Origin of the sequence: Acetobacter farinalis (genome assembly GCF_011516935.1) — a bacterium.
GTDB classification, from domain to species: Bacteria; Pseudomonadota; Alphaproteobacteria; order Acetobacterales; family Acetobacteraceae; genus Acetobacter; species Acetobacter farinalis.
Map to the genome: position 1 here is coordinate 480042 of NZ_WOTF01000001.1, position 14218 is coordinate 494259.

The 14218-nt window shown below is 61.2% G+C and carries 11 protein-coding genes; 6 read left to right on the forward strand and 5 right to left on the reverse strand.

From position 1 onward, the window contains the following. Window positions 1-18 precede the first annotated feature (18 nt). Window positions 19-1350, reverse strand: coding sequence for a c-type cytochrome (locus GOB82_RS02165; protein WP_166119019.1), 1332 nt, complete (start codon window positions 1348-1350; stop codon window positions 19-21). A gap of 539 nt (window positions 1351-1889) precedes the next feature. Here GOB82_RS02165 and rpmI point away from each other — a divergent pair. The 5 genes from rpmI (at window position 1890) to pstS (ending at window position 7254) form a co-directional block, all read left to right on the forward strand. Next, on the forward strand, window positions 1890-2093 hold the full coding sequence (gene rpmI, locus GOB82_RS02170) for a 50S ribosomal protein L35 (RefSeq protein WP_006557067.1): 204 nt from the start codon (window positions 1890-1892) through the stop codon (window positions 2091-2093). A gap of 14 nt (window positions 2094-2107) precedes the next feature. Then, a complete protein-coding gene (gene rplT, locus GOB82_RS02175) occupies window positions 2108-2467 on the forward strand; it encodes a 50S ribosomal protein L20 (protein ID WP_166119021.1) in 360 nt (119 codons plus the stop codon). A 145-nt stretch (window positions 2468-2612) separates the two neighbouring features. Then, window positions 2613-3683 carry a phenylalanine--tRNA ligase subunit alpha gene (gene pheS, locus GOB82_RS02180; RefSeq protein ID WP_166119023.1) on the forward strand — a complete coding sequence of 357 codons (1071 nt, stop codon included), beginning with the start codon at window positions 2613-2615 and terminating at the stop codon, window positions 3681-3683. A 4-nt stretch (window positions 3684-3687) separates the two neighbouring features. Next, window positions 3688-6147, forward strand: a complete 2460-nt coding sequence (gene pheT, locus GOB82_RS02185; RefSeq protein ID WP_166119026.1) for a phenylalanine--tRNA ligase subunit beta — start codon at window positions 3688-3690, stop codon at window positions 6145-6147. 45 nt (window positions 6148-6192) lie between these two features. Then, window positions 6193-7254 carry a phosphate ABC transporter substrate-binding protein PstS gene (gene pstS, locus GOB82_RS02190; protein WP_166119029.1) on the forward strand — a complete coding sequence of 354 codons (1062 nt, stop codon included), beginning with the start codon at window positions 6193-6195 and terminating at the stop codon, window positions 7252-7254. Window positions 7255-7341: 87 nt separating this feature from the next. Here pstS and GOB82_RS02195 read toward each other — a convergent pair whose 3' ends face one another. The 4 genes from GOB82_RS02195 to fumC all read right to left on the reverse strand — a co-directional run bounded on the left by GOB82_RS02195 (window position 7342) and on the right by fumC (window position 11078). Continuing rightward, the gene (locus GOB82_RS02195; protein ID WP_166119667.1) at window positions 7342-8979 is read right to left on the reverse strand and encodes an ABC transporter substrate-binding protein; all 1638 of its coding nucleotides are present in this window, start codon (window positions 8977-8979) and stop codon (window positions 7342-7344) included. Between the two features lie 251 nt (window positions 8980-9230). Beyond that, a complete protein-coding gene (locus tag GOB82_RS02200; RefSeq protein WP_166119031.1) occupies window positions 9231-9392 on the reverse strand; it encodes a hypothetical protein in 162 nt (53 codons plus the stop codon). Window positions 9393-9406: 14 nt separating this feature from the next. Next, window positions 9407-9583 carry a hypothetical protein gene (locus tag GOB82_RS02205; protein WP_166119034.1) on the reverse strand — a complete coding sequence of 59 codons (177 nt, stop codon included), beginning with the start codon at window positions 9581-9583 and terminating at the stop codon, window positions 9407-9409. Window positions 9584-9629: 46 nt separating this feature from the next. Next, entirely contained in the window at window positions 9630-11078 is a 1449-nt protein-coding gene (gene fumC, locus GOB82_RS02210) for a class II fumarate hydratase (protein WP_166119036.1), read from the reverse strand. Between the two features lie 314 nt (window positions 11079-11392). On the opposite strand from fumC, the gene GOB82_RS02215 reads away from it, so the two are divergent. Next, a complete protein-coding gene (locus tag GOB82_RS02215) occupies window positions 11393-14062 on the forward strand; it encodes a cation:proton antiporter (RefSeq protein WP_166119038.1) in 2670 nt (889 codons plus the stop codon). Window positions 14063-14218: the final 156 nt, after the last annotated feature.

Below are 14218 nucleotides of genomic sequence, written 5' to 3' on the forward strand. Positions count from 1 at the left end.
GTGGCTCCGTGTGCCGTCTTAGTGAGAAGAATTGACGGGGATGGTTTTGACGGTTTTGCGAATGTCCGCAGCTTTCTTCTCAAGATCTTTCCATGGCGGCAGCGTTGTACGCGTGCGGCGCAGATAAGCGGCAATACGGGCCATGTCCGCATCGGACAGGGCGTTATAGAAGCTGGGCATGGCCACGCCGGACTGGCCTTCTTCAGCCGTCAGGCCGTGCAGCATGACCTGAAAGAGGTTTGTCGGTTCATCCAGCCACAGGGCATTGTTCAGCGCCAGTTCCGGGCGGCCCAGAACGGGTGTGGGGGCTGCGTTGTAATGGCATGCGCCACATGCGCCCTGATACAGGCGGGCATCCGGGTCCAGCGTGTTCGGGCCGACCAGATCTGTTTTTGACTGCTCCATGGCGCGGGCAAGGGCGGCCTTGTCATGCCCCTGGCGTTCTGCTGCGTGGTCTACGTCCGCAAAATAATGGGCAATGGCATGCACATCATACTCAGGCACCTGAGAGAGGAAGCGGTGGGGCACGGGAGACATCGGGCCACCAGCCGGGCCATGCAGCGGTGCCACGCCAAAGCGCAGGTACTGGTAAAGCTCGTCTTCCGTCCAGGTGGTCGGGGTGGGGTTCTTCTCGTTCAGCGGAGGGGCAATCCAGGCATCCACAACCGCGCCGTCATACATGGAGCCCTTCTTTTCAGCGCCCATGATGTTGCGGGGCGTGTGGCACGCGCCGCAGTGCGCATTGCCTTCGGCCAGATAGGCTCCGCGGTTCCACAGCGCGTCATGGCTGGGGTCGGGTTTATAGACACCGGGTGTGAAGAACATCAGCTTCCAGCCAGCCTGGAAAATACGCAGGCTGAGGGGGAAGGGCAGTTCATTCGGGCGGCGGGGCATATGCACAGCGGGCCGTGTCATCAGGTAGGCATACAGATCAGAAATGTCCTGATCCGTCATTTTTGTGAAATGATCGTAGGGGAAGGCGGGGATGAGATGCACGCCCTTGCGGGAGACACCAAGGCGCAGGGAGCGGCGCAGGGCGTCTTCAGACCATGTGCCAATGCCCATTTCCGGGTCCGGGGTGATGTTGGAGGAGTAAATGGCCCCGAACGGGGTGTCCATCCGGTAATCCCCGGCGAGTTCCGGGCCGCCGCCATTGTCTGTGCGGGTATGGCATTCCGCGCAGTAGCCTTCCGCCGCAACAATGCGGCCTCGCTCGATCTGTTCGGCCGAGAAGCTGCTGGCCGCCGGCCGCTCTATCGGAGCAATTGGCGGATACCACGCATAATATAGAAACCCGAGTCCACCCAGGACACCAGCCCCGACTGCTCCTGCTAAGAGACGTTTGATCACTCTACCCCCAATCCTGTGCGCACGACAGCCAGCCGGAGCTGTTAGGCTGAAACATTCAGCTCCCTCCATGGGGAAGGCCCTGAATCTACCGTCGGAAGGCCTGCTATTTCATATAGGACGAAACCTATCTGGATTTGGCCTGCAAATAAACGCATAGGCCTTTGCGGGAAGCGGTAAAATCTGAATAAGATTTATTTGGAACACGAGAATGTGACGCAAAATAGCCGATTTTCTCTTTTGAGTGTATTTTTCTATATACGGACAGGGGCTGTTTTGCATGAATGCCATGCGCCAGCAGCGTAATGGAGGGGCGTGTTCAGGCGCGATTTTCCAGTTCCGCAAGGTTTGGTGAAGATGTGGTAATGGGGTCTGTCATGCGTCTGCCCGAAAAATCCTGGCCAGATGCCGCTTGAAAGTCCGGGGGGTTTCCTTTATGTGAGCCCCTTCGCTACACGCGTCCGGGCTTGTGGGGCATGCCTGGCCGTGTTTTGCAGCTCTGGTGACAGAGAGGCGCGGTTCGAGCTTTCAGGAGTAAAGAAATGCCCAAGATGAAGACCAAATCGTCGGTCAAGAAGCGGTTCAAAATCACCGCGACCGGCAAGGTGCTCTCAGGTCCGTGCGGTAAACGCCACGGCATGATCAAGCGTCCGCAGAAAATGAAGCGCACCAACCGTGGCGCACAGGTGATGACACCGCAGGACGGTCGTACCGTCAAGCAGTGGGCACCCTACGGGCTGGTTTGAGGAGCATCTGAGATATGGCACGTGTAAAACGCGGTGTAACCACCCATGCCCGCCACAAAAAAGTTCTGGACATGTCCAAGGGCTTCCGTGGCCGGTCTTCCACAAACTATCGCATTGCGCTGGAACGCCTTGAAAAGTCTCTCCAGTACGCATACCGCGACCGCCGGAACAAGAAGCGCGAATTCCGCGCTCTGTGGATCCAGCGTATCAATGCCGCCGTGCGTGAGCATGGCCTGACCTACAGCCGTTTCATCAACGGTCTGGCCAAGGCTGGCATTGAAATCGACCGTAAGGTTCTGGCCGCCATCGCTTATGATGACGCCGTGACGTTTGCGGAAATCGTGAAGAAAGCCCAGGCCGCTCTGGCTGCCTGAGGCTTCTGGCCGATTTGCCCCGAAGAGGCCGTCCGCAAGGGCGGCCTTTTTTGTTTTGCGGGTTGTTTTTCCGGCTAAGGGGTTTTCTCTGCGCTGCGGAGAGGCTATCCGCCCCATAGCGTTTCCCCCTCTCGTGTGAGGTTTCATGAGCGACGATCTTGAGATTCTCCGGCAGGATGTTCTGTCGGAACTGGCTGGTGCGGCCGATATGCGGGCATGGGATGCCGTGCGTGTGGGCACTCTGGGTAAATCAGGCCGCCTGACGGCGTTGCTCAAGGCTCTGGGGAAAATGGAGCCGGAGGAACGCAAGGTACGTGGCGTGGCGCTGAACCGCCTGCGTGATGATCTGACACGGGCGATTGAAAGCCGTGGGCAGGCTCTGGAAGCCGCGGCTCTGGAAGCGCGTCTGGTGGCCGAGCGGGTGGATGTCACCTTGCCGCCGCCCGCGCAGGTGCAGGGGGCTATTCATCCTATCAGCCGGGCCATGGAGGAAATGACCGCCATTTTCGGGGCCATGGGCTTCAGTGTGGCGGAAGGGCCGGATATCGAGACGGACTGGCACAATTTTTCCGCCCTGAACACGCCGGCCCACCACCCGGCCCGGACAGACCATGATACGTTCTATCTGCCGCCCGTGCCGGGGCTGGATGTTGCGCGTGTGCTGCGCACCCAGACATCCGGTGTGCAGATCCGCACCATGCTGAGCCAGAAGCCGCCCTTCCGGGTGATCTGCCCCGGTCGCACCTATCGTGCGGACCATGACGCAACGCACTCCCCCATGTTCCATCAGTGTGAAGGTCTGGTTGTGGGGAAGGGGGTTACGCTGGGGCACCTGAAAGGCTGCCTGATCGAATTCCTGCGGGTGTTTTTTGACAAGCCGGATCTGCCGGTGCGTTTCCGCTCCTCCTATTTCCCGTTTACCGAGCCGTCCATGGAAGTGGATATCGGCTGGTCCCGCCGCACGGGGGAAATTGGCGGCGGAGAAGACTGGCTGGAAGTGCTGGGGTCCGGCATGGTGCATGCCCGCGTGCTGGCAAACTGCGGGCTGGACCCGCGTGAATGGCAGGGCTTTGCCTTCGGGATGGGTATTGAACGTCTGGCCATGCTGAAGAACGGCATTCCGGATCTGCGTTCGTTTTATGAGAGTGATATCCGCTGGCTGCGCCATTACGGGTCTGACCCGCTTGCGCCCGCACTGCTGCACGAGGGGGTGTGAGAAAATGAAATTTACGCTTTCATGGCTGTATGACCATCTGGAAACCTCGGCCACGGTTGAGGAAATCTGTGCGCGGCTGAACCAGATTGGCCTTGAGGTGGAAGGGGTTGAAAAACCCGGCGCGGCGCTGGAGCCGTTTCTGACCGCCCGTATTCTGGAAGCCACCCAGCACCCGAATGCAGACCGCCTTCAGGTCTGCCGTGTGGATGCCGGGCCGGGCATGACGGATGTGCAGGTTGTGTGTGGTGCGCCCAACGCGCGGGCGGGGCTGTCCGTTATTTTTGCAAAGCCGGGCACGTATGTGCCGGGGCTGGATATCACCATCAAGGAAGGCAAGATCCGCGGAGAGGCCAGCGGCGGCATGCTGTGCTCCCTGCGTGAGTTGGGGCTGGGTGAGGACACCGGCGGCATTGCTGAACTGCCTGAGGACACGCTGCCCGGCCAGTCCTACGCGGATTTCGCGGGGCTGGACGATGTGGTGATTGAAATTGCCGTCACCCCTAACCGGGGTGATGCCCTGAGTGTGCGGGGCATTGCGCGTGACCTTGCCGCCGCCGGACTTGGGACACTGCGCCCATGGATGGCTGAGACTGTGGAGGGAACATTTGCCTCTCCCGTGATCTGGGAAAACACGTACCCGGAAGCCTGCCCCTGGGTGCTGGGCCGCACGGTGCGGGGCGTGAAGAACGGCCCCAGCCCGGAATGGCTTCGCCGCAAGCTGGAAAGCGTTGGCCTGCGTTCCATTTCCACGCTGGTGGATATTACCAATTACTTCTGCTTTGATCTGGGCAGGCCGCTGCATGTCTTTGATGTTAAAAAGCTTTCCGGTGGCCGTCTGACCCTCTGCCGCGGGGCTGGGGAAACGTTCACAGCACTGGACGGGCAGGAATACACAGTCACCCCTGAAGAGTGTGTGATTACCGATGCCAATGGCGTGCAGTCCGTTGCAGGGATCATGGGCGGAGCAGCTTCCGGCGCGGATGAGGGCACGACGGATGTGTTCATTGAATGCGCGCTGTTTGACCCTGTGCTGATTGCGCTGAGCAGCCGCCGTCTGGGGATGTCATCTGACTCCAGCTATCGGTTTGAACGCGGAGTGGACCCGGCTTTGCCGGTTGCGGCCATGGAGGCGGCAACCCGCATGATTCTTGATCTGTGCGGGGGTGAGGCGAGTGAGGTGGTTTCCGCCGGTGCCCAGCCAGCCTGGCAGCGGGAAGCCGTGCTGCGGTTCAGCCGGGTGCAGGATCTGGGTGGCCTGGCTGTGCCTGCGCGGGAAAGTGTTTCCCTGCTGGAAAAGCTGGGGTTTGAGGTTCAGGAACAGACAGACACCTTCGTGCGGGCCAGTGTGCCCTCTTGGCGAAATGACATTGCCCAGACCCCGGTTCTGGCTCAAGGGCGGGATCTGCCGGCTGATCAGGCCGCCCGTGCGGCTGAAGGCGTTGCGCAGAGTGAAGCTGAGAGTGATCTGGTGGAAGAAGTGCTGCGCCTGAAGGGGCTGGATGCGGTGCCGCCGGTGCCGCTGCCGCCCGTAAGCGTGGTGCCGGGTGTGGCGCTCACCCCCCGGCAGGTGCGCACGGCCCAAGCCCGCCGGGTGCTGGCCGCGCGCGGGCTGGTGGAAACAGTCGGGTTTTCTTTTGTCTCGCACGAAGATGCCCTGCGCTTCGGCGGAGCGCCGGAAGCCTTGCGTCTGCTGAACCCCATTGCGTCTGATCTGGACCAGATGCGCCCGACCCCCATGGTCAATCTGGTTGCGGCCAGCCATCGGAATGCCGCGCGTGGCTGGGCGGATATTGGCCTGTTTGAAATCGGAGCCGGGTTCTCTGAAGAGGGGCAGCAGTTGATTGCCGCCGGGGTGCGGTGTGGCCACACGCCGCGGTACCCGGGGCAGGCCAGCACGCCTGTCTCTCTGTGGTCCGCCCGGGCGGATGCGCTGGAGTTGCTTGCGCAGCTTGGTGTGGTGGCTGATGGGTTGAGCACAACGCCGGATGCACCGTCCTGGTATCACCCGGGCCGGTCTGGCGTGCTGCGTCAGGGACCGAAAATGGTGCTGGGGTATTTTGGTGAACTGCATCCGTCTCTGCTTCAGGCGGAAGGGATTGATGTGCCGGTTGTCGGCTTTGAAATCCTGCTGGATGCGGTGCCGGAGCCGAAGAAGCGCCGCAAGGCAGCGCCCAGGCTTTCAGCCTTCCAGCCTGTCCGCCGTGATTTTGCTTTTGTGGTTGCGCGTGATGTGCCGGGTGAAAAGCTGCTGAAGGCTGTAAAGGGTGCGGACCGCACTCTGGTGGCCGATGTCAGCCTTTTTGACCTGTATGAAGGCGAGCATGTGCCGGAAGGTTATCGGTCCATGGGGGTGGAAGTGACCCTGCAACCCGTGGAAAAAAGCCTGACAGATGCGGAACTGGATGCCGTGTCCGAACGCATTGTGGCCGCTGTGGCCAAGGCAACAGGGGCAACCCTGCGCTAGGCGGGGCGGCTGGTGGAACTCAAAGGCAAGAGCGGAGCAACGGGCATGAGAGACCAGACATACCTCCTGAAGCAGGGGGCACGACTGGCGCTGCTCGTTGCCCCGCTGCTTCTGCTCGCCCCCCGGACCGGATGGGCGGAAGACATCACGGGCACCGGGTCCAGCTTCGCGGCGCCGCTGTATCAGGCGTGGTCGGCGGCATCATCCGCCAGCACGGGCGTGACGGTGAATTATCAGACCATCGGTTCCAGCGCCGGGCAGAACATGGCGCTGGCGGGTACGGTGGATTTCGGGGCATCTGATGCGCCTATGGGCCCTGAAAAGCTGGAAGCCGCGCATCTGATGCAGTTCCCCACGGCTATTGGTGGCATTGTGGTGATTGTGAACGTGCCCGGCGTGCCGGATGGGGCCTTGCGCCTGACCGGCCCCGTGCTGGCAGCACTGTATGATGGCAGCATCAGCGTGTGGAATGACCCGCGTGTTGTGGCACTCAATCCGGGCCTGACACTCCCCGATCTGGCCGTTGCCCCGCTGCATCGGGCAGACGGGTCCGGCACGACGTTTGTTTTCACGGATTATCTGGGCCGGGTTTCCCCCTTGTGGAGCACCAATGTCGGGCGGGGCGCTTCTGTGGACTGGCCTGTGGGCTCCGGAACCCGCGGGAATGACGGCATTGCCTCCTACGTTGCCAATACGGAAGGCAGCATAGGCTACGTGGAATATGCCTATGCGGAGCGCAACCATCTTCCAATGGTGCAGTTGCAGAACAAGGCGGGGGATTTTGTCGCGCCCTCGGCCGAGAGCTTCGGGAAGGCGGCAGAGTCCGCGGTGTGGGATGAAAAGACCCTGACAGCCGTCCTTTCAGACACAAAGGGGGAGGGGGCCTGGCCGATTGTCACCACCACCTATGTTCTGGTGCCTCAGCATTCTGCCGGAACGCCGCACGGGCAGGCCGTACGGGTCTTTTTCCGCTGGGGACTGACAAATGGCCGCCCGTCCAGCAGCAAGCTTGATTATGTGGCTATTCCCGAGCGGGTCCGGAACATGGCGCTGGGCCGTCTGGACCAGTTGGAGCATGCAACACCTGTGCCAGAGACTTCCCACTAAACTCCGGTTCAGCGGCAAGCTTTTCCCGTGATCGTTTCCACAGGTCTCGGCTCCCGTTTAGAGGCCTCCCTTTGAGCGGGAGCTGCCCTAACGCAGCCAGACCTGTGAGAAAAATAGCTTGTTAACCTGCGTGTAAAAGAAGTTCTTCATGCGGGGGGATGTGATAATCACATCATCCTTCTCAATGGCAGGGGCTATGGGCGCCTGCTCCATGATGAGGTGTTCCGCCTGCCGCCAGAGGTCATCCGTTTGCTGCCGCGTGAGGGAGACGTCTGTCTTGGCGCGGTCCATCAGAGCTTGAACGCGTTTGTCACAAAAGCCGGGAATGTTGATGGAGCTGTCCGAATTCGGATGGAAGTTCTCGCAGCCCAGCAGGTCATCCAGAAAATTGGAGGGGGAGGGGTAGTCAGCGGACCAGTCCTTCAGCGCAATCTGCACATGGTTGGCGGAGTTCTGCATGTAATTGAACGCCATGGAACTGCTCAGCGGGCGTAGCGTGGCCTGATAGCCAATGTTTTGCAGCATGTCCCGCAGCCATGTTCCCATAGCGTAATCAAGGCTCGTATTGGCGGTTACAAGCGTGACACGCTGCCCGGCGGTGCCGCTCTCACGCACCAGGGCGCGGGCCTTTTCCAGATCGGGTGCGGACCATTGCGCCGCCGGGGCGGAGGGTGAGGCTCCGCGGGTGTAGAAGCACTGGTCAGAGGCCACGGGGAAGGAGGAGGGCAGCATACCGCAAAGCGGGCGGGCAATGCCGGGGCCGCCATACAGGATGACCATGGCCTTGCGGTTCAGGGCATAATTCACCGCCTGCCGGGCTTTAAGCTGGTTGAAGGGCGGCAGGTTCACGTTCGTCGGGATGAAATACATGGCCGGATGGCGGGCAACATGCGTCTGGGCCGTAAAGCGGCTCCCCAGTTCGCCCAGCCTGTCCATGGGCACAGCATCGGCCATCCAGTCATACTGACCATTTTCAACAGCGGTAACAGCGGCTTCATCCGGAATGCCGAAGGTATATTCGATACGATCCGGAAAGCCTTCCGGCTGGGCTTGCGCATCCCACACATGAAAGGCGGGATTGCGGTCCAGATTCAGGTATTTGTTGGGGTCATAGGCCACTACCCGGTATGGGCCGGTACCGGGGGCGGGGGTGTTGCCTATATCATGGTCGGGTGTGCTGGCGGGCAGAATGACGGCATGGGTAAAAGCCAGCTTTTGCAGAAACTCCGTATCCGGGCGCGCAAGGTGAAACGTTATGGTCCGGTGTGCGGGGTCTTCTGTCAGCCCCTCTTTCAGCGTGCAGGTGGCCGGGCTGTTCAGGCAGGCGTCGGCACCGGCAATGGCGGAGTAAAAAGACCCCGCCGTGGGAGAGCCGACACGGAAAATCCGGCGGAAAGAGGCCACCACATCCGCTGTTGTCACTGGCTGCCCGTTTGAAAAATGAAGGTCAGGGCGGAGGGTGAAAACGTATGTCAGCCCGCCATCCTGCGGGGTGGGGAGAGTTTCGGCCAGATCGGCCACCACATCATTCCCGCCGGGGCCGGTGACTTTGCGGAAGGTTGTCAGCCCGTCATACACCACGGCGTAGAGGTTGATGTATTTGGCGGTGTAATTGATCTGCGGGTCCAGCGTGCCGCCGGATGCCGCGGCCACCAGCCGCAGGGTGCCCCCGCGATGCCCGGACGCAGCCGCACCGTGTTTCTCCGGCGTGGGTTCTTGCGCCATGGCGGGAGGGGGGAGCAGGCAGGCTGACAGGCTCAGGCTACCCAGCAAAGCCACGGCAAGGCCATGGCGCGGCGCATCCGGCAGGGGTGCCGCCCGGAAGAGCACGGGCAGGCGCGGATGCAGGCTGGCACACAACTGGTGCACACACCGGAGAAAGCTGCTCCGGTGAAGCGCTCCTTGGTGAAGCACCCGCTGATGGCGCGCTTTCTGGTGGCGCGCGGGGCCGAAGGCGCGCATCCGTGCCATGTCCCTCAGGGTTGCGGGGCGGGTGCGCTGCTGGTTACGGGCTGGGAGGCCTGCCCGGCGGGCGGGGTCACAAGATGCGTGAAGTTTCTGTAGAGGGAGCTGATCAGAAACATGCCCAGAGCAAGTGTCACGATAATCAGGCCGAACCGCAGGAGTTTACCTTCCATGGTCGTATGGTTCCTTACTGCTGCGTGTTTGCGGGCGGGCGATACCAGCTTGGGTTGCGTTGGCCATGATGCTGCCGGGGGTGATAATAATGCCGGGATGTCTGGTCATCATCCGCGCAGGCATTCAGGCCCAGCAGGCCCAGCAGGAAAATGCCGGGCAGCAGCCGGGCACACATGGAAAAACGTTTCATAAAACGACTATACCGGGGTTTCAGGCGGAACGAAAGGGATCAGTGCTCAGGCCCCGCCCACGCCATTGCCCACCATATCCAGCGGGTTTACCAGCCTGTCAAAGCTCTCCCCGTCCAGATAGCCTGACTGCACGGCTGCCTCCCGCAGGCTGATGTCCTGCTCCATGGCGCGATGGGCGATATCCGCCGCCTTGTCATACCCGATGGCAGGGCTGAGGGCGGTGACAAGCATGACAGAGCCGTTCACATACTGCGCGAGGCGGGCCTCATTGAGTTCCGTTTTTTCCACCGAAAAAACCCTGAAATTCCGGCAGCCATCTGCAAGGATACGGATACTTTGCAGGCAGTTTGCCAGAATGACCGGCCGCATCACGTTCAGGTCCAGCTGGCCCTGGCTGGCGGCAAAGGCCACGGTGGCATCGTTCCCCAGAACCTGGGTCGCAATCATCACCATCGCTTCACACTGGGTGGGGTTGACCTTGCCGGGCATGATGGAGGAACCGGGTTCATTCTCGGGCAGGCGCAGTTCCCCCAGCCCGCAGCGGGGGCCGGAGGCCAGCAGGCGCATGTCATTGGCAATTTTCAGCAGAGGCACCGCCAGCCCGCGCAGTCCGGCGGAGGCGCGCACCATGGCGTCCTGTCCGCTCAGAGCCGTGAATTTGTTGGGGGCGGTCACAAAGGGGCGGCCTGTCAGTTCAGCAATCTTGCTGGCAATGGCCTTGCTGAAGCCCGGAGGCGCATTCAGCCCCGTGCCCACAGCCGTGCCCCCGGCGGCAAGCTGAAGCAGGCCCTCCCGCGCCGTGCGCAGGCTGTCCAGCGTATCATCCAGCATGCAGGCCCAGCCGGACCACTCCTGCCCGACGGTGAGAGGGACGGCATCCTGAAGGTGCGTACGGCCGATCTTGACGACATTCTCCCATTGCTCGGCCTTCGCGTGGAGGCTCTCACTGAGCGCTTCCACAGACGGGATCAACCGGTTTTCAATCTCCAGCAGCGTGACGATATGCATGGCCGTGGGGAAGGAGTCATTGCTCGACTGCCCCATATTGACATCATCATTTGGATGAATCGGGTTTTTGGAACCCACAACACCCCCGGCAAGCTGAATGGCCCGGTTGGCAATCACCTCGTTCAGATTCATGTTTGTCTGGGTGCCGGAGCCTGTCTGCCAGACGTAGAGCGGGAAATGGGCGTCCAGCTTGCCTGCGCAGATTTCATCCGCCACGCGGGCTATCAGGTCAGCTTTCCACTGCGGCAGGCGGCCTTCAGCCGCGTTCACCAGAGCGGCGGCTTTCTTGACCACCGCATAGGCATGGCAGAGGGGCAGGGGCATGTGCTCCTCCCCAATGGAGAAATGCACAAGGCTGCGCTGTGTCTGGGCACCCCAGTATTTGTCGGCGGGCACCCTGATCTCGCCCAGAGAGTCCCGCTCTATCCGGAACCCCTCCGCCGCAAGGCCAACAGGACACTCGGTGAGGAGAGGGGGTGTGCTCATAGGGGTGCATCCTGAGTGGTGGTGTCTGACACGCACGGCCAGCAGGGCCGGGGCAGCGCTCTCTCCCTCATATGGGGTGTCACGCGGCAGGTGCTCCCCGGACGGCAATCACATTACGGCGAGGCTCCGGCCAGAGGCATAACCGTCTTGCGGGACAGGAAACATCGGGCCGGAGTGGTTGTTCGTCCACCAGGTGTGTTAAAGACAACAGATCATCCGGAACATTTGCCTTTCTGCTGCCTTAACACCATGAGATAGATAGAAACAGATCGAAATCGGGTGCGGAAAAAGCTGGCTGGAGGAGCAAAAAGGGTATGGCGGTAACGGGTCTGGCTGCGGTACTGCTTGCCATTGCTCTTCTTCTGGTCATTGTCAGCACGGTTCAGCCCATTGCGCGCAGGCTGGAACTTTCGGAAACCGTCCTGCTGGCTATTGTCGGCATTATCATTGGTAGTCTGGCCGATTTCGCCCTGCGGACAACGCATACGTCCGCCCTGAACGGCATAGCGGAAACACTGCTGGATTTCCCGATCAACAGTGAAGCCTTCCTGCTGATTTTCCTGCCCGTGCTGGTGTTTCAGGGGGCTCTGGCCATTGATGTGCGCCGCCTGGCGCATGAGGCCGCAACCGTGCTGCTGCTGGCGGTGGTGGCGGTTGTGGTGTCCACCGGGGCCATCGGGCTGGCGCTGCTGCCGTTTGCGCAGATGCCGCTTGTGGTCTGCCTGCTTCTGGGCGCGATTGTGGCTACAACGGACCCTTCTGCCGTGGCCGGAATTTTCCGGGATATCGGGGCGGCAACCCGGCTCACCCGCCTTGTGGAAGGGGAGGCCCTGCTGAATGACGCGGCGGCTATTTCCATCTTCTCCATTCTGCTGCCTTCCGTCACCCTGCATCATGCCATTCATCCGGGCGAGGCTGTGGTCTCGTTCGTCATCTCATTTGTCGGGGCGCTGATTGCCGGGGTGGTGTTCGGCCAGTTGACCCTGATGATGATTACGGCCCTGAGCGGCTCCGCCGCCGCGGAAATCACGCTTACCGTGGCGCTGCCCTATGTGGCCTATATTGTTTCCGACGAATTCCTCGGGGTGTCAGGCGTGGTGGCCACGGCGGCGGCGGGGCTGACGCTCTCTGTGTATGGTCCCTCCACAGTCCGGCCCCAGACATGGCTGTTCCTCACCCAGCTCTGGCAGCAGCTTGTGTTCTGGGCGGGGTCTCTGGTGTTCGTGCTGGCATCCATGCTGGTGCCGCATCTGCTTGTGGGGATGACGCGGTGGGACTGCGTGCTGATCCTGATTGCCAGTGTTGCCGGGCTGCTGGCCCGTGGCGCGGTGGTGTTTGGCCTGCTCCCGCTCCTCGCCATGACCAAGCTGGCTCCCCCTGTGCCTACTCCATTCAAGATCACCATGGTCTGGGGTGGCCTGCGCGGGGCCATTACGCTGGCGCTGGCGCTGGCCGTGACGGAGAACGAACGGGTTTCCACGCCTGTTGCGCACTTTATCGGTATTATCGCGACAGGCTTCGTGCTGATCACGCTGCTGCTGAACGGCACCACGCTGCGCTCTCTTGTGCTGTTCCTGCGGCTCGACAAGCTCTCTCCCATTGATGAAGCCATGCGGCATCAGGTGCTGAGCATCGGGCTTGAGAATGTGAAGGAACGCTCGGAAAAAGTAGCTGATGATCTGGGCTTTTCCACGGATGCCACATGTACCGTCATTGAGCAGCTGAACCGCCGCGCGAATGAGGAACAAGCCGCCAATTCGTTCGATACGGCACTGGGCGATACACAGCGCGTGAACCTCGCGCTGCTTATCATCGCCAGTCAGGAACGGTCTGTTCTGCTGGACCTGTTCCGTATTCAGGGTCTTACCCGCCGGGTGATGGAAACATTGCTGCGCTCTTCCGAGGCCGCCATTGATGGTGCGCGGCTGGAAGGGCGGCTGGGCTACGTGCGGGCCTTGCGCCGCCGCCTGAGCCCCTCCCTGCGGTTCAAGGTCGCGCAGTGGGTTCACCAGCATCTGCGCATCGACCGGCCCCTGATGCTGTGCATGGCCGAGCGCTTTGAAATGCTGATGGTGGCGCATTTCGTGTCCATTGCGCTCACTCGCTTCATGAGTGAGCGGCTGGAGCCCACCCTGGGCAGCCGTATTGGTGAGGTGGTGGCGGAGGTGCTTCAGCGGCAGAGAAAAATGCTGGATGAAGCGCTTGAAACCCTGCGCCTGCATTATCATGGCTATTCAGAAGCTCTGGAAAACCGGATTTTCCGGCAGATCGTGCTGCGGCTGGAAGGCGAGGAATATGATACGCTTATGGCGGAATCCCTGATCAGTGAAGAGCTGAATCGTGAGCTGCTGAAAGAGCTTGAGCGCCGCCGCCGCCGGCTGGACAAACCGCTGAGCTTTGACCTGCGCAGCGGGATTGAAAGCCGCCTGAAGCATGCGGCTGTTTTCCGGGGGCTGCCCAATGCGGAACTGCATGACCTGGCAACAACAACCTCCCTGCGGTTTGTAGCGCCGCAGGAGCTTATCTGCCGCCGGGGCAGAACCATCAGGCATGTCTATTTCATCAGCGCGGGTCTGGCGGAGGCCCATGTGGCCGAGCGGGATATTCTCTACGGCGCAGGGGACTTGATCAGCGCACTGTCCGCCCTGAATAACGAGCGGTGCCCCGCCACTGTCCGGGCTGTGCAGTTCGGGCACTTCATGGTGATCAGCGCATCACGCTTCCGGCGGCTGGTGGAAGATTATCCGCTGGTGCTGGAAAATATCGAAAAACTGCGGCGCAAGCGGGAAGAAGGGGAGAGGGCCGTCAAGCTGGTGCCCGGTGCGGCACCTGCCACAAAAGCCGGTGAGCGCCCCGGTCTGGCTGCGCAGCACCTGCTGATGCTGGATAAGAAAACGTCTCTGCTTCCTTCTTCCCCGGAGGCTTCGGCAGGCGGGCAGAATACCCCGGAGAGCCCGGATGCCCCCTCTTCCCAGCAAGGCTGAGGCGGGAAGGCGGAGCCGGGTGGGGCGCTTCGGTTCAAGACTGACGGTCGGACTTTTCAGAAGTCTTTGTGAAAGGAACGAGCGGGAATGTCTGCACGCTCTGGCCGGATGATCCTGATCCCGAGGCTCTGGGCTCTGACTTAAAAACTCTGGGCG